Below are 17,794 nucleotides of genomic sequence, written 5' to 3'. Positions count from 1 at the left end.
GGGGCGCGCCCATGCCCCGACTATGCTCGGTCAGCGCATTGAACGCCGTACACCGCAGCCGTACCCCAGGAGCATCCATGGCCCTCAAGATCACCGTGATCGGCACCGGCTATCTCGGCGCCACCCATGCCGCGGCCATGGCAGAACTCGGGTTCGAGGTACTCGGGCTCGACGTCGTGCCCGAGAAGATCGAGATGCTCCAGCGCGGCCAGGTCCCGATGTACGAGCCGGGGCTGGAGGAGCTGCTGCGCAAGCATGTCGCCGGGATCGAGGGGTCCTCCGGGCGGCTGCGGTTCACCATGGACTTCGCCGAGGCCGGTGCCTTCGGTGACGTGCACTTCGTGTGCGTGAACACCCCGCAGCGGCACGGCGAGTACGCCTGCGACATGTCGTACGTCGAGTCCGCCTTCGCCTCGCTCGCCCCGCACCTGACCGGGCCCGCCCTCGTCGTCGGCAAGTCGACCGTGCCCGTCGGGTCCGCCGACCGGCTGGCCCGCTATCTCGCCGGGCACTCTCCCGCCGGCGAGGACGCCGAGCTGGCCTGGAACCCGGAGTTCCTGCGCGAGGGCTTCGCCGTCCAGGACACGCTGCGGCCGGACCGGATCGTGGTCGGCGTGCGCAGCGAACGGGCCGAGAAGCTGCTGCGCGAGGTGTACGCCACGCCCGTCGCCCAGGGTTCGCCCTTCGTCGTCACCGACTTCCCGACCGCCGAGCTCGTCAAGACCTCCGCGAACTCCTTCCTCGCCACCAAGATCTCCTTCATCAACGCGATGGCCGAGATGTGCGAGGCCTCCGGCGGCGACGTCGCCAAGCTGGCCGAGGCCATCGGGTACGACGACCGGATCGGGAAGAAGTTCCTGCGGGCCGGCATCGGCTTCGGCGGCGGCTGTCTGCCCAAGGACATCCGTGCCTTCATGGCGCGCGCCGGTGAGCTGGGCGCCGACCAGGCGCTGACCTTCCTGCGTGAGATCGACTCCATCAACATGCGTCAGCGCGGGCAGATGGTCGAGCTGGCACGGCAGGCGCTGGGCGGCGGGTCCTTCCTGGGCAAGCGGATCGCCGTCCTCGGCGCCACCTTCAAGCCCGACTCGGACGACGTCCGGGACTCGCCCGCGCTGAACGTCGCCGGGCAGATCCACCTCCAGGGCGGCCAGGTGACGGTGTACGACCCCAAGGGCATGGAGAACGCCCGGCGGCTGTTCCCGACCCTGGGCTACGCCGACACCGCGATCGACGCCGTACGGAGCGCGGACGCCGTGCTGCACCTGACGGAGTGGCGGGAGTTCCGCGAGCTGGACCCGGCCGCGCTCGGCGAGGCCGCGACGACCCGGCTGATCCTGGACGGGCGCAACGCCCTCGACCCGGAGCTGTGGCGGGAGGCCGGGTGGACGTACCGCGCGATGGGGCGTCCGACCGCCTGAGCCACGAGGCACACGTACGACGCCGTTTCGGCCGAGGCTCAGTCGGCCGAAACGGCGTCTTTTCGCATTCTGCACCACCGGGCCGGGACCACGACCGCTGATTCTTCAACTACCTTTCGAAAAGGTCTGCTTGGCCCGGTACCGTCGCATCTTCGCCCGCGCTCCGCACACCTGCATCGAGCACCAGCGGCCGCGTCCGGCGGGACTGCGGTCGTAGTACGCCCAGTGACAGTCGGCGGCCTCGCAGGCCTTCAGCCGGGTCCAGGTGCCCTCGACCAGGGCCTCGGCGATGGCGGCCGCGACGCGGGACAGCAGGGGGCCCTCGTCCGCCGGGGCGAGGGCCCCTGAGCCGTCGCCCGCGTCGACCGTCACCACCAGGGGAACCGCCGCCAGCAGCTCCCCCAGCGGGGTCACCGCACGGTGTGCCGGGTGGCCGGCGTGGGCGAGCAGGGCCGCGCGCAGGGATTCGCGCAGCTCCCGCACCGCCGGCACCTCGTCCTCGGTCAGTCCGAAGGGCACCCGGCCGTCCGGCGTGTCCAGCGAGTCGGCGCCCGATTCGATGTCCAGCGTGTTCACCAGGGACTGGACCAGGGCCAGCGCGCCGGGTGCGGGCGATCTCTCACTCATGCTTGCGACGTTACCGCCAATGCGTGAGCATGCAGTAACGGTTACTGGTTACACACCTCTACAAGTAACCAAAGAGGAAGTCATGGCGCTGGGCGCGAAGCCGCTGGACACGGAGGACCGCTCGCGGAGCTTCCGGGTGTACGCGGATCCGGCGGGGCACCCGTTCTGTCTGTGCGCCTGCTGATCACTTCACAACCTGCCAGGAGGAACCCATGACCGAGCCCGTGGCACGTCTCCGTTCCGTCGCGATCGACTGTCCCGACCCGCGCGCGCTGGCCGGTTTCTACGCGCGCGTGGCCGGCGGTACGCCCGACGGCGAGGACCCCGACTGGGTCGTGCTCCAGATCCCGGGCGGCCCGCGGCTCGCCTTCCAGTCGGCGGCCGGGTACACCCCGCCGGAGTGGCCGCGCGCCGACCGCAACTCGCAGCAGTTCCATATCGACTTCGACGCCGGGGCGACGTGGGAAGAGGTCGACGCGGCCGAGAAGAAGGTGCTGGAGCTGGGCGCGCGGCTGCTGCACAGGGAGAACGCCGAGAAGGACGAGGACTTCCGCGTGTACGCCGATCCGGCGGGGCACCCGTTCTGCTTGTGCCGGATCGAGCACGGCCGGTAAAGGGGACTGGACCCTATCCGTCGAGTTCCGCGATCTTCGCCGTCGACGGCTCCCGGCGCTGCTGCGCGGCCCGTGCCGTGAAGTCGGCGCCGCGCAGTACGCGCTGGACGTTGCCCCAGGTCAGCAGGGCGATGCCGGACTCGGCCCAGTCGCGGCGCAGGAGCTCGGCGATGAGGTGCGGGTAGCAGGAGGCGTCGGCGAGGTCCTGGGGGTGGGCGGTGCCGGCGTCGTAGGTGCCGGACAGGCCGACGCATTCCGGGCCCGCGACGGCGCGCAGATGGTCGAGGTGGTCGGCGACGTCCCGGACGGACGGGCCGGTCTGTTCGGCGGTGAGCGGCACCATGCACAGGCCCTTGGCGGCACCCAGCTCGGCCAGCAGGTCATCGGGGAGGTTGGCCGGGTGGGGGCGCAGGGCGCGGGCGGCGGAGCGGGTGAAGAGCACCGGCGCCTTGGAGACCGCGAACGCCCGTCGCACGGTGTCCGCGGAGGCGCCGGAGAGGTCGGCGAGCACACCGAGCCGGTTCATCTCGCGCAGCACCTCCTCGCCGAACCGTGTCAGCCCCGCCTCGCTCGCCCAGGACACGCCGGACAACGTGAGGACGCGCAGACCGAGGGCGTGCAGGGAGCGCAGGATGCCGAGCGAGTCGCCGAGGGCGGCGGCGCCGGCGGGGCCGAGCAGGACGGCGACGCGACCGCAGTTGTGGACGTCGGTGGCCTGCCCGGCGGTCAACGCGAGCCGCAGGCCCTCGGGGTGGGCCCGTACGACGGTCTTCACCAGGTCCAGCTGCTCCAGGGTGGCCCCGACGGCCGGGTCCCCGTCCAGCCCCTCGGGCAGATGCAGCGACCAGAACAGCGCACCGACGTGACCTTCGCGCATCCGCGGTACGTCGGTGTCGACGGCACTCTCGCCGAGCTCCAGGTCGAACCACGGAAGGTGCCGCAGCGCCCACGGCAGACCGCTGTAGCCGTCGGCGACGGGGTGCGCGGCGAGGATCACGTGCGCGCGTTCGAGGGGCTCGGCGTCGGGGTCCGAGACGGGTTCGTACGGCTCGTCGGCAAAAGGGCCGGCCAGGGCGTCAAGGGCGTCGACCTCGGTCGCGGTGCGCAGTTCGTCCTGGAGGTCTGCCATGGCGGGCTCCGTACGTCGTGAGCTACGTCGTGATCGTGCCGGTAGGGGTACGGTCACCGTCGCACGGAGCAGGGTGGGCTTCCTGGTGGGTGGGGCGTTCGGGGGTACCGCGGCCGGCTGCGGGCGAAACGGTCGGCCCACCGACCACCCCGCCCTCTCCGCCGGAACCGCTCAGCCGTCGAGCGACTCGATCGTCGCGTTGGACGGACCCCGCGTCGTCTGGAGGTCGCGGGCCACGTCCTCCGCCGCGCCCAGTACCCGGACCGCGTTCTGCCAGGTCAGCTTGGCCAGGTCGGAGCGGGACCAGCCGCGGTCCAGGAGCTCGGCGATCAGGTTGGGGTAGCCGGAGACGTCGTTCAGGCCATCCGGGGTGAACGCCGTGCCGTCGTAGTCGCCGCCGATGCCGAGGTGGTCGATGCCGGTGACCTCGCGCATGTGGTCGAGGTGGTCGGCGACCGTGGACACCGTGGCGACCGGGCGGGGGTTCTGTTCCTCGTAGGCGCGGTGGACCTTCATCGCCCCGGGGGTGGTGGCGAGGTGGTGGAAGCCGTGGGCGCGCATGTTCTCGTCCGCGGCCGCCGTCCAGTCGACGGCCGCCTGGAGCACGAACTTCGGGACGAAGGTGACCATCGCCATGCCGCCGTTGCCGGGGAGGCGTTCCAGGACGTCGTCGGGGATGTTGCGGGGGTGGTTGCAGACGGCCCGGGACGAGGAGTGGGAGAAGATCACCGGCGCCATTGTCGCGTCCAGCGCGTCCCCCATCGTCGTCGCCGCCACGTGCGAGAGGTCGACGAGCATGCCCTCGCGGTTCATCTCCCGGACCACCGCACGGCCGAACGCCGACAGGCCGCCCACGCCGGGCTCGTCCGTCGCCGAGTCCGCCCACGCGATGTTGTCGTTGTGGGTGAGCGTCATGTAGCGGACGCCCAGCGCGTACAACGCCCGCAGTGTGGCGAGGGAGTTGGCGATGGAGTGGCCGCCCTCCGCGCCCATCAGGGAGGCGATACGGCCCTCATCCCGCGCCGCCTCCATGTCGGCCGCGGTGAACGCCGGCCGCAGGTCCCGTGGGTAGCGCGCCAGTAGCTGCCGTACGCAGTCGATCTGTTCCAGCGTCGCCGGCACCGCGTCGGGCAGGTCCGAGCGGACGTACACCGACCAGTACTGCGCCCCGACGCCGCCCTCGCGCAGCCGCGGGATGTCGGTGTGCAGGTGGGCGGCCTGGGATGTGGCGATGTCACGGGCGTCGAGGTCGTAGCGGACCTGTTCGCGCAGCGCCCACGGGAGGTCGTTGTGACCGTCGACGACGGGGAACTCGCGCAGGAGTTCCCGGGCTTCGTCCAGCGAGGCCATCCTCGTCACTTCCCGAAGCCGAAGCCGTTCCCGGCCCCCTCGACCTTGGCGCGCAGGCGCTTGCCCTTCTCGGTGGCCTGGTCGTTCAGCTCCTGCTGGAACTCCCGCATCCGGCCGAGGAGTTCCTCGTCGTGGGCGCCGAGGATACGGGCCGCGAGGAGACCGGCGTTGCGGGCACCGGCGACGGAGACGGTGGCGACCGGGACACCGGCCGGCATCTGCACGATGGACAGGAGCGAGTCCATGCCGTCGAGGTACTTCAGCGGCACCGGGACGCCGATGACCGGCAGCGGGGTCACCGAGGCGAGCATGCCGGGGAGATGGGCGGCGCCACCGGCCCCCGCGATGATCACCTTCAGGCCCCGCTCGGCCGCCTGCTCACCGTACGTGATCATCTCGCGCGGCATTCGGTGCGCGGAGACGACGTCGACCTCGTAGTCGATCTCGAACTCGTCGAGGGCCTGGGCGGCGGCCTCCATGACGGGCCAGTCGGAGTCCGACCCCATGACGATGCCAACAACGGGGCTCATTCGGTGATCGTGCCTCTCAGATAGCCGGCAGCGTGACGGGCGCGCTCCAGCACGTCGTCGAGGTCGTCGCCGTAGGTGTTGACGTGCCCCACCTTGCGGCCGGGCTTCACGTCCTTGCCGTACATGTGGATCTTGAGCTGGGGGTCGCGGGCCATGCAGTGCAGGTACGCGGAGTACATGTCCGGGTAGTCGCCGCCGAGGACGTTGACCATGACCGTCCACTTCGCGCGCGGGCGCGGATCGCCGAGGGGGAGGTCGAGGACGGCCCGGACGTGGTTGGCGAACTGGGACGTGATCGCCCCGTCCTGGGTCCAGTGCCCCGAGTTGTGCGGGCGCATCGCGAGCTCGTTGACGAGGATGCGGCCGTCGCGGGTGTGGAACAGCTCGACGGCGAGATGGCCGACGACGTCCAGTTCCTTCGCGATCCGCAGCGCCATCTCCTCGGCCTTGAGGGCGAGGGCCTCATCGAGGTCGGGGGCGGGCGCGATGACCGTGTCACAGACGCCGTTGACCTGCTGGGACTCGACGACCGGGTAGGCGACGGCCTGGCCGTGCGGCGACCGTACGACGTTCGCCGCCAGCTCGCGCACGAAGTCGACCTTCTCCTCGGCGAGCACGGGCACACCGGCGCGGAAGGGCTCGGCGGCCTCCTCGACGGAGTCCACGACCCACACGCCCTTGCCGTCGTAGCCGCCGCGGACGGTCTTGAGGACGACGGGGAAGCCGTCTGTGCCGGTTCCCTCCCGCCCACCCAGCTCAGCAGCGAACGCGGCCACGTCACCGGGGTCGGACACGATCCTGTGGCGCGGACACGGCACGCCGATCGCGTCGAGCCTCGCCCGCATCACGCCCTTGTCCTGGGCGTGCACGAGCGCGTCGGGGCCCGGGCGGACGGGTATGCCGTCCGCCTCCAGGGCCCTGAGGTGCTCGGTGGGTACGTGTTCGTGATCGAAGGTGATCACATCGCACCCGCGTGCGAAGTCGCGCAGCGTGTCGAGATCGCGGTAGTCGCCGATGACGACATCGCTCACGACCTGCGCCGCGGAATCCTGAGGGGTGTCACTGAGGAGCTTGAACCTGATGCCGAGCGGGATGCCTGCCTCGTGTGTCATACGAGCAAGCTGGCCACCGCCGACCATGCCGACTACCGGGAATGTCACGCCCCTAGGGTATCGGCCACGCCGACGGGACCGGACTCCATGCCTCGTACAGGCCCATTCCGGGCTTCTTGCCGACCTGTGGGCTCGTGCACAGGCAATCCGGAGGGGGGGTGGTTAGCATGGCTGGGTTGACGAAACCGACCGGACAGGAGCCTTCACGACCATGGGACATGGTTCATCGAGGCTTCGGCGTCTCGTGCACGAGGCCGCCAAGTTCGGCGCCGTGGGCGGCGCCGGGCTCCTCGTCAATCTGGCGGTCTTCAACCTGGTACGGAGCGTCACCGAGCTGCAGGTCGTCCGGGCGAGCGTCATCGCGACCGTCGTCGCCATCGCCTTCAACTACGTCGGCTTCCGCTACTTCACGTACCGGGACCGCGACAAGAGCCGGCGTACGAAGGAAATGTCGCTGTTCCTGCTGTTCAGCGTGGTCGGCCTGGTGATCGAGAACGGCCTGCTGTACGCGGCGACGTACGGCTTCGGCTGGGACAGCCCGCTGCAGAGCAACATCTTCAAGTTCCTCGGCATCGGGATCGCCACGCTGTTCCGCTTCTGGTCGTACCGGACCTGGGTGTTCCGGGCGCTTCCGGCGCGGGAGGCGGTGGCCGGCGCGGAATCGTTCCTGGCGTCGGAGCCGACGCCGCCGACGGAGAAGCCGAAACCGAAGCAGCACGTCAGCTGATCCGCCCCGCACTCCGCACCGGACCTTTCACTTCTTACCTGACCGTCGGCTCCTCGTCCGACTCCGGCTTCTGCAGCGGCGTACGGGACAGGAACAGGCCGAACACCGGCGGCTTCACCTGGAGCATCTCCAGGCGGCCGCCGTCCGCCTCCGCGAGGTCGCGGGCGACCGCCAGGCCGATGCCCGTGGAGTTGCGGCCGCTGATGGTGCGCTCGAAGATGCGGGCGCCGAGGTCGGGCGGTACGCCGGGCCCCTCGTCCGTGACCTCGATCACAGCCTGGTTGCCGGTGACGCGGGTGCGGAGGGCCACCGTGCCGCCGCCGTGCATGAGGGAGTTCTCGATCAGGGCTGCCAGCACCTGGGCCACCGCGCCCGGCGTGCCCACGGCCCGCAGATGCCGCTTGCCGGAGCTCACGATCGCGCGGCCCACGCTGCGGTACGCCGGGCGCCATTCCGCGAGCTGCTGCTGGATGACCTCGTCCAGGTCGAAGGAGACGGCGGAGCCGGTGCGCGGGTCGCGGGAGTTGGTCAGCAGGCGTTCCACCACGTCCGTCAGGCGTTCCACCTGCGTCAGCGCGATCGTCGCCTCCTCCTTCACCGTGTCCGGATCGTCGGTGAGGGTGATCTCCTCCAGGCGCATCGACAGCGCCGTGAGCGGGGTGCGCAGCTGGTGGGAGGCGTCGGCGGCCAGGCGGCGTTCCGCGGTGAGCATGCGGGCGATGCGTTCCGCGGAGGAGTCGAGGACGTCCGCGACCCGGTCCAGCTCGGGGACGCCGTAGCGCTTGTGCCGGGGGCGCGGGTCGCCCGAGCCGAGGCGTTCGGCCGTCTCCGCGAGGTCGGTCAGGGGCGACGCCAGCCGGTTGGCCTGGCGTACCGCCAGCAGCACGGCCGCGATCACCGCCAGCAGGGCCACCGCCGCGATGATCAGCAGCGTACGGCCGACCTCCCGCGTCACCGACGAACGCGGCTCCTGCACGAGGACCGTCTCGCCCTCCTCGCCCCGCTCCTTGGCGCTGATGACGTCACCGGTCGGCTTGGTGCCCACCTCGATGAGCGGCTTGCCGGGGATACGGATCTCGGCGTAGCGGTCGCCCTGGATCTGCTCCCGGAGGGCCTCCGCGTCGACGGTCTCGGCACCGAGCAGCCGACTGTCCACGATACTGGCCAGCCGCACCGCCTCGGTGTCCACCCGCTCCTGGGCGGTGTTGCTGATGGTCCGGGTCTCGACGATGACCAGGGACACCCCGAAGACGGCGATGACGACGAGAACGACAGCAAGGGTCGACTGAATAAGACGGCGACGCACAGGGCCCTCCGGGCGGCGGTGACTTTATGACAAGGGGAGGCGAAAGCGCCCCGACAGGGGCGCGGGGAACTGCGCGACCAGCCCCCCACGGTTCGCAGCCGCACACCCACCCGGGCCCGCCGCGGCGACTAGCTCTTCTCGAACCGGAACCCAACCCCACGCACGGTGGCGATATACCGAGGGTTAGCCGCATCGTCGCCAAGTTTCTTCCGCAGCCACGAGATATGCATGTCCAGCGTCTTGGTCGACGACCACCACGTCGTGTCCCACACCTCACGCATCAGCTGGTCGCGAGTGACAACCCGCCCCGCATCGCGCACCAGCACCCGCAGCAGATCGAACTCCTTGGCGGTGAGCTGCAACTCCTCGTCGCCCATCCAAGCGCGGTGCGACTCGACGTCGATCCGCACACCGTGCGTCGCGGGCGGCTGCTGAGGCTCCGCGGCACCGCGGCGGAGCAGCGCCCGGACCCGGGCGAGCAGTTCGGCGAGCCGGAACGGCTTGGTGACGTAGTCGTCGGCGCCCGCGTCGAGGCCGACGACGGTGTCCACCTCGTCGGCGCGCGCGGTCAGGATGAGGATCGGGACGGTGAGTCCCTCGGCGCGCAGCCGGCGGGCCACCTCCAGGCCGTCCATGCCGGGCAGGCCCAGGTCCAGCACGACCAGGTCGACACCGCCCTGCGTTCCGGCGTCGAGCGCGGTGGGTCCGTCCTCACGCACCTCGACCTCGTACCCTTCCCGGCGCAGTGCGCGGGCCAGCGGCTCCGAGATGGACGCGTCGTCCTCGGCGAGCAGTACACGGGTCATGAGCTGATGGTAGTCCGACCATGACAAGAGCCGGGGTGTGATCGAGGGCCGGGATTCTTACCTCCGCAGAACCTTCTTCTTACCTGCTCGCCATGCCGGGCGGCTGGCTGGGTGACCGGGTCTGGGGCCCGCGCAAGACGGTGACCATCGCCGCCGTCACGATCATGGGAGAAGGACCTCTCGGCTCCCGAGCAGTCCAGCATGACCGCGTACATCTGGTTCTTCGTCGCGGCTGCAGTGTTCTGGATGATCTACGACCAGGGCGCGTCCACGGTGCAGGCGTTCGGCTCGAACGACCAGAAGGTCGCCGACTCGCTGCTCGGCTTCGAGTTCCCGACCTCCTGGCACCAGTCGCTGAACCCGCTGTTCATCATGGCGCCGGCCCCGGTCTTCGCCTGGGTGTGGCTGTGGCTGAACGGCAAACGCAAGGAGCCGAGCACCATCGTGAAGTTCGCGATGGCGCTGGTCCTGATCGGTGTGTCGTTCTTCTTCCTGATCCCGCTGGCCATGGCGGCGGGCGGCACCGCGGTCAGCCCGATGTGGCTGGTCGGCATCTACTTCATCCAGACCGTCGGTGAACTCTGCCTCTCCCCGGTCGGCCTGTCGGTGACGACGAAGATGGCACCGGCCAAGTACGCCAGCCAGATGATGGGCGTGTGGTTCCTCGCGGTCACCGCGGGCGACTCGGTCACCGGCCTGCTCTCCAACCCGGCGGTCGGCGGCGTCGACCTGAGCGGCACGGGCGCGGTGGCGGTGGCGGTGGCGGTGGCGGTGGCGGTGGAAGCGACGCTCGCCGCCGTGGCGGGCTTCGCGGTCTACATGTACCGCAAGAAGGTCAAGGCGCAGATGGGCGACGTCCACTGAGGCCTGGCCGGCCCGGCTGAGCCGACGGAGGCCACTGCACTTCACGTGGGTGCAGTGGCCTTCCGCGCGTTGATACGGCCCGCACACCTCAGGTGAGCTAGCGCACCCTCCGTCCCGGCATGAACGTGAACACCGCGCCGCCCAGCAGCACCGCCGTGCCGGCCACCAGGGCGAGGGCCTTCAGTACGCCGTGGTCGTCGGCGCCCGTGTCCGCGAGGCCGCCGTCGGGGGATGTGCCGCCGCTCGACGTGCCGCCCGAGGACGATCCCGAACCGCCGGACGCGCCGCCCGCCTGCTCCGTCGTGTCCAGGGTCAGCGAGACCTCGCTCTTGGCGGGGGTGCACGTCGTGGTCGTGCCGAGGGCCTCGATCGTCAGGATGCCCGGCGCGAGGGTCGACTCGCCGCTCGCACCCGGTTTGTAGGTGCCGGTGAGGTCGGGGATCTCGATCGGCTCGCCCGACTTGATGTCCTCGGAGTTGGTCGGGCCCTCCACATGCACGGTGCCCTTGTCGGCGCCGCCCAGGACGACCTCCATGTACGGCTTGACCGAGTCCTTGGGAATGTCGGCGGGGCTGTCCATCACCGACTTCTTGAACTGGACGGTGAGGTCGAAACTCCCGCCGTTCTTCTTGGCGTTGATCTGGACCGGCGAGGTGGCGTCCTTGTCACCGATGGGCGTCTTGCACTCGTACGGGACCTGGACCTCCTTGCCGGTGAAGTCGGTCTGGCCGCCGCCGTCGCCCTCGGTGGGTGAAGTGGTGGGTGTAGGGGTGGGTGTAGGAGTGGGTGAGGTGGTCGGCGTCGCGCTGTCCGTGGGGTCGGGCGACTCGGGCGGTGGGCTCCCCTCCCCCGGCGTCACGTTGATCGTCGCCGCCGACTTCACCGCCTCCTCAGGCGTGCACTTCGTGTCCGTCGACAGGGCGTTGATGGCGTACGCGTCCGGCGTCAGCGTCACCTCCCCGGGCGTCGTCAGCTTCAGCGTGCCCTTCATGTCGGACAGCACCATGTCGCCGCCCTTGGGAATGGCCGGGTTCTCCCGCGGCCCCTGCATCGCGAGGTCCGCGGACTGCGCGCCGGCCGCCTTGAGGGTGCCGCTCGGCTGCACCGAGTTCGCCGGCAGGTCGATGAGGTCGGGGTTCTTGGAAGCGGCCTGGACGAACTTCCACACCACCTCGACCTCGTCACCCACCTTCGCCGTCGCCGGTGCGGTGATCTCCACCTTCGTGGTGCCCTGGACCGGCGGCAGCCCCGAGATCGACGGCGGGACGCACTCGGTCGCGTACGACACCTCCGCCGCCTGGGCCGGGCCGGCCCCGACGCCGAGCAGCACACAGGCTGCGGTCAGTGTCAGGGCGGCGGCGCCGGCTCTGCGCCGGGGGGCCGGGGTGGCCGGGGTGGCTCTCCTTCGCTTGCTCACGGGGGTCCCTTCCTGGTGGGAGTCGTCGGACTCGTCGGGCTGTCGTCGTGCGGTGCGGAGAGCCGACCGGCCGTCCCCGGGTCGGAGTCCGGGGTGAACCACGGCAGGGTCGAGTTGGAGGGGGGCGCCGCCTCTTGCTGAGGCTGCTTCGAACCCGGCAGGCGCAGGGCCAGTTCGGGCAGCCCGAAGCCGCGGTGGCCTCCGGACCTGCGGGGCCGTACCCGGTCCACCACCGCCATCCCGACGCGGAACAGCGCCGCCGGTACGACCAGGGCGACCAGGATCCAGAACAGGGTCACACCCCAGGGCCGGCCCACGCCCCAGGGCTGCTCGGCCATGACCCTGCCGCCGTACTTCAGCGAGACGGTGTAGTCGCCGTGCGCTCCGGCGGCGAGCTCGACCGGCAGCTCGATGCGGGCCTTCCTGCCGGGCGCGATGGTGCCGCGCCACTGCTGCTCCTCCCACTGCGGGGCGAACACGCCGTGGGAGGTGCCGACCTGGAAGACCGGGTTCTTCACGGGGGACGTGCCGACGTTGCCGACGGTGAAGACGAGGGTGCGGGCGGGCGGCGCCCCGAACCAGGTCAGCAGCCCGCCCGAGCCGTCGAGCCGGGTGTCCGTGAGGACCGACAGCCGTCCGCCGGCCGCGTCGGCGGGCAGCGGTTCGACGGCGTGCCCGGCCACCTGGAACACCGCGTCGGCCTCGGCCTTCGCCCCCTGCACGGTCGCGACATGCACCACGCACGGGCACGGCACCGGCGGCTCGGCCACCGGCAGCTTCCGGCTGAACCTCCCCTCGGCGTCCGTGGTGACGGCCCGGCCGTCCGCGTTGGCGCAGGAGTTGGTGCCGCCGGTCACCCCCGTCGACGGCACGGACTGGCCGCAGATCAGGATCATCAGCAGCGCCCGGGCCCGCCAGCCGTCACCGGTGACGGTGATCGAACCCCCGGTCCCCGCCTGGGACTTGGACAGCTTCACGGTCGGCGGATCGGCGGCGGAGGCGGGTACGGCCACGGCCGCCGCCATCAGGAGCAGCAGGGCGAGCAGCGCCGATATCCGCACCTTGCCGTTCACTTCACAGCTCCCGTCAACTCGACTTCCGCGCCCGGGGCTTCGACCGCCGCGCCGTCACCGGCCGTACGGTGCCCATGACGGCGTACGACGAAGAAGGAGCCGATCGCCGCCCCCGCGGCACTCCCCGCCAGCGCCCCCGCACCACCCCAGGGCACGAACCGCGCCGACACCTCCGCCGTGTCGCGCGCCCCTCCCCCGGCCGTCACCGTCAGTCGTACGTCGACCGCGTCCAGGGCGGGCCGGTCGGGCCAGGGCTCGGTGAGCCTGACGCGTCGTCCCGGGGGGAGTTCGACGGAGAGGTCGCGTGGGGCGCGGTCGAGGAGGCGGCCGAAGAGGCCGTCGGCGCGTACGGCGAGCTTCGGCGCGAGGGTCGTCGTACCGCGGTTGACGACCTCGTACGCGATGCCGTCACCGCGTACGGACACGTGCTCGACGGTCAGCGCGGACAGCTCCGGGACGGCGGCGCGGATCTGGAGAGCGACCCGCCGGGTACGGCCGTCGGTGTCGCGGGCGACGATCTCCGCGGCGCGGTCGCCGGCCGGGACGGTCACCGTGAAGGGGATGTCGGCGCGGGTGCGGGCCGGGACGCGTACCGAGGGCTCGGCGAAGGTGACCGGGACGCCGGTGCCGGACAGCCGTACGGTGACCGGCTCGCCGCCGCGGTTGGTCAGGGACACCGTGTCCTGCAGGACCGTGCCGGGCGCGCCCTCGGCGTAGAAGGACGGCCGGCCGCCGCCGGAGGGCGCGACGGACCACCCGTCGGCGGCGGTTGCCGCGGGGGCGGCGCCCAGCAGCGCCGGCAGGGCCACGGACAGGCACAGGACACGGACGGCTGACGACATCGGCGGCTCCAGCGGTCGGTTTGCGTGCGGTCAGCGGCGTACCGTCTGGTTCCGCCGCGTCAGCCACAGCGCGCCCGCCGCGCCCGCGAGCAGGACCGTGCCGCCGAGGGTGCCGAGGGCGATCGCCGAGTCCTCGGGGCCGGTCTGCGGGAGTTCGGCGCCGGAGCCGCCGCCGCTCTGGGTCCCGCCGGTGGCACCGCCGCCGCCCGCCGCCGTGACGTCGAGGGTGAGCGAAGGGCCGGGGCTGTTGGACGGCGTGCAGGTGGTCGTCGTACCGAGGGCCTTGATGGTGAGAACGCCCGCCGTGAAGGTGACCTCGCCGGACTTCTTCGGGGTGTACGTCCCGCTCAGGTCGTTGATCTTGATGGGCGTGTTGGCGGGAATCGCCTCCTGGTTGGCCGGTCCGGTCACCGACAGGGTGCCGCTGTCGGCGCCGCCCAGCTTGATGGTGGCGCTCGGGTTCATGGCGCCCTTGCCGAGTTCGACCGGGCTGGAGGAGACGCCCTTCTGCCACGACATGGTGATCTTGTAGGCGCCGCCGCTCTTGACGCCCTTGATGTCGATGGGCGAGACGGCGCTCTTGTCACCGATCGGCGTCTTGCACTGGTAGTTGACGTCGACGACCTCGGCCCGGGCTGCGGGGGCGGCCATCAGCACCGCCGAGCCGGCCAGGGCCGCGACGGACGCGAGCGCGGCGGTTCGTTTCCGGTACGACACGGTTCCGCTCCCTTACTCGTTCCTGACGGCACATCAGATCGGGCCGTCAAGGTACGCCCGGGGTCGTGAGGAGGGAAGACAAGACGCGCGCCGGAGTTTGTGACGATCCGGCGCGCACGAAAGGGGGTTCGGATGATGGGGGTGACCCTGGGTAACTTCAGGCCGGCCGGAGGGTGCCGGGGCTGGTGGCGTCCCATGGCCTGGCACAGCCATGCGGACCGCGCGAATCCGCTCGGCGCGCCGAGGGAAGGCACCGCCCGGTCCTCCGCGCAGCCGTCCGCGCCGCGTCACTGGCGGCTGCGCCGCAATCCTGCGCGGCGACGGACCGCAGCAGTGCTGACCTGCGCAGTCATGAACTCCGCGCCGCTACCCACTTCACGGGACGCCACCCCGGGGCCGGCGGGCACGGACGCTCGACACCGAGGTACGGCGGTCTCACTCGGGCCCGACGATGGGGACCGGGCGGGTCCACGGCTCCCGGGCGGTGGACACGGGGTCCGCAACTCCGAGGCGGGTCGTTCCTCCCCGCACGGCGGAGAGGATCCGTCTCAGGTCGCGAGGCCGCGCTCACAACTCGCGTCGGCTCTCTCGGCTCACGGGCCCCGGGGCGCTTCGCTCCGCCGGTCCGTCGTAGGTGAGGTCGGGAGGGGACCTCGGTCCGGCTTCGGCGGAAACGGTTCTCTCACCGGGTCAGGCCGGTGCCCCCAACTCCGCCCACACCGTCTTGCCCGCGCCCCCGGGGGTGCGTACGACCCCCCAGTCCAGGCACAGCCGCTGCACGATGAACATGCCGTGGCCGCCGGGGCGGCCGGCCCGGTGCGGGGTGCGGGGGGACGGCTGGCCCGTGCCGCGGTCGGAGACCTCCAGGCGGATCACCTTGTTGTCGCAGGCGATCCACAACTGGTCCGGCCCCTCGGCGTGCAGACAGGCGTTGGTGACCAGTTCGGAGACGACGAGCAGCACATCCTCGGCGACCGCCCGCTGGTCGGCGGTCGCAGCGGGCAGCCAGCCCCACGCGTACAGCGCCTGACGGGCGAAGTCGCGGGCGAGCGGCACGACACCGCTCTCGCCGGCGAAACTCAGCCGGCGGACCTGCCGGCCCGTGGCCGCCGCCACCGACGGTTCGGACACCTCGGACGGCACGGCCGCACCCCCGGCGGGCGTACCAGCCGCCGACGCGCCCCCTCCGGGGCCCCCCGACGCCGCCACGCCCCCCTCGGACGCCCCGGAAGCGCCGCTGGGCTCCGGGCCGCGGTCGCCCGGCGAGCAAGGCCGGGTGGTGCTCATCAGCGCTTCACCTCACCGATTCACCAAGTTCAACGATTCACATGATTCAGAAGTTCAGTACGCGGTGCCGCACGGAGTACGTAGCCCACGGAGTACGCAGTACGCGATCGGTACCTGCACGCCGGTCCACGGAGCTCCCCGCCGCCCATGCGGCCGACACGTTCAGGATGTCTCCTGCCCGAGCGGTCCGCCGGAACACCCCCGGATTCGGCACGAATGATGTGACGTCCGAAACGTGCCGGTCACACAGGGACGGGCGGGGTGCGGTGCCGGACGTCGGCCGGAGGAATCAGCCGGACCCGTCGGCCTCGCGGGTGTCGCGGGCCTCGTCGGCCAGGGCGGCCGCCAGACTGTCGTGGACGGTGAAGACGGCGTCGGCTCCCGTGATCTCGAACACCCGGGCCACCACGGGCAGCATGCCGGCGAGATGGACTCCGCCGCCCGCGGCCTCCGCTTTCAGTCGCGCGCCGAGCAGCACGTTCAGCCCCGTGGAGTCGCAGAACTCCAGACGCGAGCAGTCGACGACCAGCCTGCTGAACCCCCGCACGAGGCACTCCCCGAGTGGCTCACGCAACAAATCGGCGGTGTGGTGATCCAATTCACCCGCCGGGGTCACGACGGCGCTGGCGCCCTCTTCCCGCACCTCGACCAGAAGTCGGCCAGACTGTGCGCTGCCGACCGTCCCGCGGTCCATGCCGTGTCTCACTCCCGACGTCGTGGCTGCTGACTGACGCCCCCGAACACTACGCCTTCTCCACACCCTTCGACACCCGAACAACCGCCTGAAATCGGACATTTCACCATAGAACGCACTTGCGGTGAGCTCCGGAGAGCGGGTAGGGCTAGTAGGAACACGTAACCAAACACGGCCGGCTTTGGAGGCGCCGCACACCGCAGTGCACGCACTGGCTTCGGCAGCCATATGCCGAGAACGATGGAGGACATCATGTCACCCCGGCTCGACGCATCGCATACCCCCAGGGCGACGTCGACATCCCCCCCGGAACATCTGGAACCCATCGAGCAGGACGACGTACTCGCCGGGCTTCCGGAGATCCCGCCCTACGACGAGGTGGGGCCGGTGGACGCACGGGCCCTGTCCAAGACCCTCTTCGAGCGGCTGGAGTCGCTGGAGGAAGGCACCCACGAGTACTCGTACGTCCGCAACACGCTCGTCGAACTCAACCTGGCTCTGGTCAAGTTCGCCGCCTCCCGCTTCCGCTCGCGCAGCGAGCCGATGGAGGACATCATCCAGGTCGGCACGATCGGCCTGATCAAGGCGATCGACCGCTTCGAGCTCAGCCGCGGCGTGGAGTTCCCCACCTTCGCGATGCCGACGATCGTCGGTGAGATAAAGCGCTTCTTCCGCGACACGTCATGGTCCGTGCGCGTACCGCGCCGCCTTCAGGAACTCCGCCTCGACCTGGCCAAGGCCGGCGACGAACTCGCCCAGCAGTTCGACCGCGCCCCCACGGTCGCGGAACTCGCCGAGCGCCTCGGCCTCAGCAACGACGAGGTCGTCGAGGGCATGGCCGCGTCGAACGCCTACACGGCGTCCTCGCTCGACGCCCAGCCCGAGGAGGACGACGCCGAGGGCGCGCTGGCCGACCGGATCGGCTACGAGGACCACGGGCTCGAGGGCATCGAGTACGTCGAGTCGCTGAAGCCCCTCATCGCCGAACTCCCGTCCCGGGACCGGAAGATCCTCTCCCTGCGCTTCGTCGCCAACATGACGCAGTCGGAGATCGGGGACGAGCTGGGGATCTCGCAGATGCATGTGTCACGGCTGCTGTCGCGGACGCTGGTGCGGCTGCGCAAGGGTCTGACACTCGAGGAGTGACGGCGCCCGCCCCTCTTTTCCCAGTACCGGCGGAGCAACCCTGCCCTCATCGGGCCGGGTTGCTCCTCGCTTTCTGTGGACACCCGGGCGCCGACCCGTGAGTTACCCGTGGGAACACCTTTTCCTCGCGAG

General features: G+C 70.9%; 18 protein-coding genes and 1 pseudogene. 6 read left to right on the top strand and 13 right to left on the bottom strand.

Annotated elements, in window-relative coordinates; translation table 11 throughout:
* Nucleotides 1-77: 77 nt before the first annotated feature.
* Complete coding sequence (locus AQJ91_RS22670; protein WP_067024732.1) at nt 78-1,421, top strand: UDP-glucose dehydrogenase family protein; 1,344 nt, start codon at nt 78-80, stop codon at nt 1,419-1,421.
* A 105-nt stretch (nt 1,422-1,526) separates the two neighbouring features.
* Here AQJ91_RS22670 and AQJ91_RS22665 read toward each other — a convergent pair whose 3' ends face one another.
* The gene (locus AQJ91_RS22665) at nt 1,527-2,048 is read right to left on the bottom strand and encodes a CGNR zinc finger domain-containing protein (protein ID WP_067024729.1); all 522 of its coding nucleotides are present in this window, start codon (nt 2,046-2,048) and stop codon (nt 1,527-1,529) included.
* Nucleotides 2,049-2,067: 19 nt separating this feature from the next.
* On the opposite strand from AQJ91_RS22665, the gene AQJ91_RS22660 reads away from it, so the two are divergent.
* Together AQJ91_RS22660 and AQJ91_RS22655 are read left to right on the top strand one after the other, a co-directional pair.
* The gene (locus tag AQJ91_RS22660) at nt 2,068-2,232 is read left to right on the top strand and encodes a VOC family protein (RefSeq protein ID WP_267891228.1); all 165 of its coding nucleotides are present in this window, start codon (nt 2,068-2,070) and stop codon (nt 2,230-2,232) included.
* Nucleotides 2,233-2,260: 28 nt separating this feature from the next.
* Nucleotides 2,261-2,662: a VOC family protein gene (locus tag AQJ91_RS22655; RefSeq protein ID WP_067024726.1), complete on the top strand. Its 402-nt coding sequence runs from the start codon at nt 2,261-2,263 to the stop codon at nt 2,660-2,662.
* A gap of 13 nt (nt 2,663-2,675) precedes the next feature.
* Here AQJ91_RS22655 and AQJ91_RS22650 read toward each other — a convergent pair whose 3' ends face one another.
* The 4 genes from AQJ91_RS22650 to AQJ91_RS22635 all read right to left on the bottom strand — a co-directional run bounded on the left by AQJ91_RS22650 (nt 2,676) and on the right by AQJ91_RS22635 (nt 6,831).
* A complete protein-coding gene (locus AQJ91_RS22650) occupies nt 2,676-3,791 on the bottom strand; it encodes a dipeptidase (protein ID WP_067024724.1) in 1,116 nt (371 codons plus the stop codon).
* Nucleotides 3,792-3,962: 171 nt separating this feature from the next.
* Nucleotides 3,963-5,141 carry a dipeptidase gene (locus tag AQJ91_RS22645; protein WP_067024721.1) on the bottom strand — a complete coding sequence of 393 codons (1,179 nt, stop codon included), beginning with the start codon at nt 5,139-5,141 and terminating at the stop codon, nt 3,963-3,965.
* A gap of 5 nt (nt 5,142-5,146) precedes the next feature.
* A complete protein-coding gene (purE, locus tag AQJ91_RS22640; RefSeq protein WP_079085121.1) occupies nt 5,147-5,671 on the bottom strand; it encodes a 5-(carboxyamino)imidazole ribonucleotide mutase in 525 nt (174 codons plus the stop codon).
* Nucleotides 5,668-6,831: a 5-(carboxyamino)imidazole ribonucleotide synthase gene (locus AQJ91_RS22635; protein WP_067024714.1), complete on the bottom strand. Its 1,164-nt coding sequence runs from the start codon at nt 6,829-6,831 to the stop codon at nt 5,668-5,670. Before AQJ91_RS22635 ends, purE begins: the two co-directional genes overlap by 4 nt.
* A 163-nt stretch (nt 6,832-6,994) precedes the next feature.
* On the opposite strand from AQJ91_RS22635, the gene AQJ91_RS22630 reads away from it, so the two are divergent.
* Nucleotides 6,995-7,510 carry a GtrA family protein gene (locus tag AQJ91_RS22630; protein ID WP_067024710.1) on the top strand — a complete coding sequence of 172 codons (516 nt, stop codon included), beginning with the start codon at nt 6,995-6,997 and terminating at the stop codon, nt 7,508-7,510.
* 34 nt (nt 7,511-7,544) lie between these two features.
* Here the strand turns inward: AQJ91_RS22630 and AQJ91_RS22625 are convergent, their stop codons facing one another.
* Nucleotides 7,545-8,816, bottom strand: coding sequence for an ATP-binding protein (locus tag AQJ91_RS22625; RefSeq protein WP_067024707.1), 1,272 nt, complete (start codon nt 8,814-8,816; stop codon nt 7,545-7,547).
* 128 nt (nt 8,817-8,944) lie between these two features.
* Complete coding sequence (locus tag AQJ91_RS22620; RefSeq protein ID WP_067024884.1) at nt 8,945-9,622, bottom strand: response regulator transcription factor; 678 nt, start codon at nt 9,620-9,622, stop codon at nt 8,945-8,947.
* Between the two features lie 168 nt (nt 9,623-9,790).
* Here AQJ91_RS22620 and AQJ91_RS22615 point away from each other — a divergent pair.
* Nucleotides 9,791-10,486 (top strand): annotated as a pseudogene (locus AQJ91_RS22615) (oligopeptide:H+ symporter); the annotation flags it as partial.
* A 97-nt stretch (nt 10,487-10,583) separates the two neighbouring features.
* Here AQJ91_RS22615 and AQJ91_RS22610 read toward each other — a convergent pair.
* From AQJ91_RS22610 to AQJ91_RS22585, 6 genes are all read right to left on the bottom strand, one after another.
* Complete coding sequence (locus AQJ91_RS22610) at nt 10,584-11,903, bottom strand: hypothetical protein (protein ID WP_407696896.1); 1,320 nt, start codon at nt 11,901-11,903, stop codon at nt 10,584-10,586.
* Entirely contained in the window at nt 11,900-12,976 is a 1,077-nt protein-coding gene (locus AQJ91_RS22605; RefSeq protein WP_199847998.1) for a hypothetical protein, read from the bottom strand. Before AQJ91_RS22605 ends, AQJ91_RS22610 begins: the two co-directional genes overlap by 4 nt.
* The gene (locus AQJ91_RS22600; RefSeq protein WP_067024704.1) at nt 12,973-13,818 is read right to left on the bottom strand and encodes a COG1470 family protein; all 846 of its coding nucleotides are present in this window, start codon (nt 13,816-13,818) and stop codon (nt 12,973-12,975) included. Before AQJ91_RS22600 ends, AQJ91_RS22605 begins: the two co-directional genes overlap by 4 nt.
* A gap of 30 nt (nt 13,819-13,848) precedes the next feature.
* Nucleotides 13,849-14,535 (bottom strand): LPXTG cell wall anchor domain-containing protein, encoded by a 687-nt coding sequence (locus AQJ91_RS22595; protein WP_067024701.1) that lies wholly within the window; start codon nt 14,533-14,535, stop codon nt 13,849-13,851.
* A 690-nt stretch (nt 14,536-15,225) separates the two neighbouring features.
* Entirely contained in the window at nt 15,226-15,822 is a 597-nt protein-coding gene (locus AQJ91_RS22590) for an ATP-binding protein (RefSeq protein ID WP_067024698.1), read from the bottom strand.
* Between the two features lie 289 nt (nt 15,823-16,111).
* Complete coding sequence (locus tag AQJ91_RS22585; protein ID WP_067024695.1) at nt 16,112-16,516, bottom strand: STAS domain-containing protein; 405 nt, start codon at nt 16,514-16,516, stop codon at nt 16,112-16,114.
* Between the two features lie 252 nt (nt 16,517-16,768).
* On the opposite strand from AQJ91_RS22585, the gene AQJ91_RS22580 reads away from it, so the two are divergent.
* The gene (locus AQJ91_RS22580) at nt 16,769-17,662 is read left to right on the top strand and encodes an RNA polymerase sigma factor SigF (protein WP_067024876.1); all 894 of its coding nucleotides are present in this window, start codon (nt 16,769-16,771) and stop codon (nt 17,660-17,662) included.
* The last annotated feature ends 132 nt before the right edge of the window (nt 17,663-17,794 follow it).

This window comes from Streptomyces dysideae (assembly GCF_001514305.1).
Classification (GTDB): Bacteria; Actinomycetota; Actinomycetes; order Streptomycetales; family Streptomycetaceae; genus Streptomyces; species Streptomyces dysideae.
Note: the sequence above shows the minus strand (reverse complement) of the source record. Positions and strands in the feature narration are given on the sequence as shown.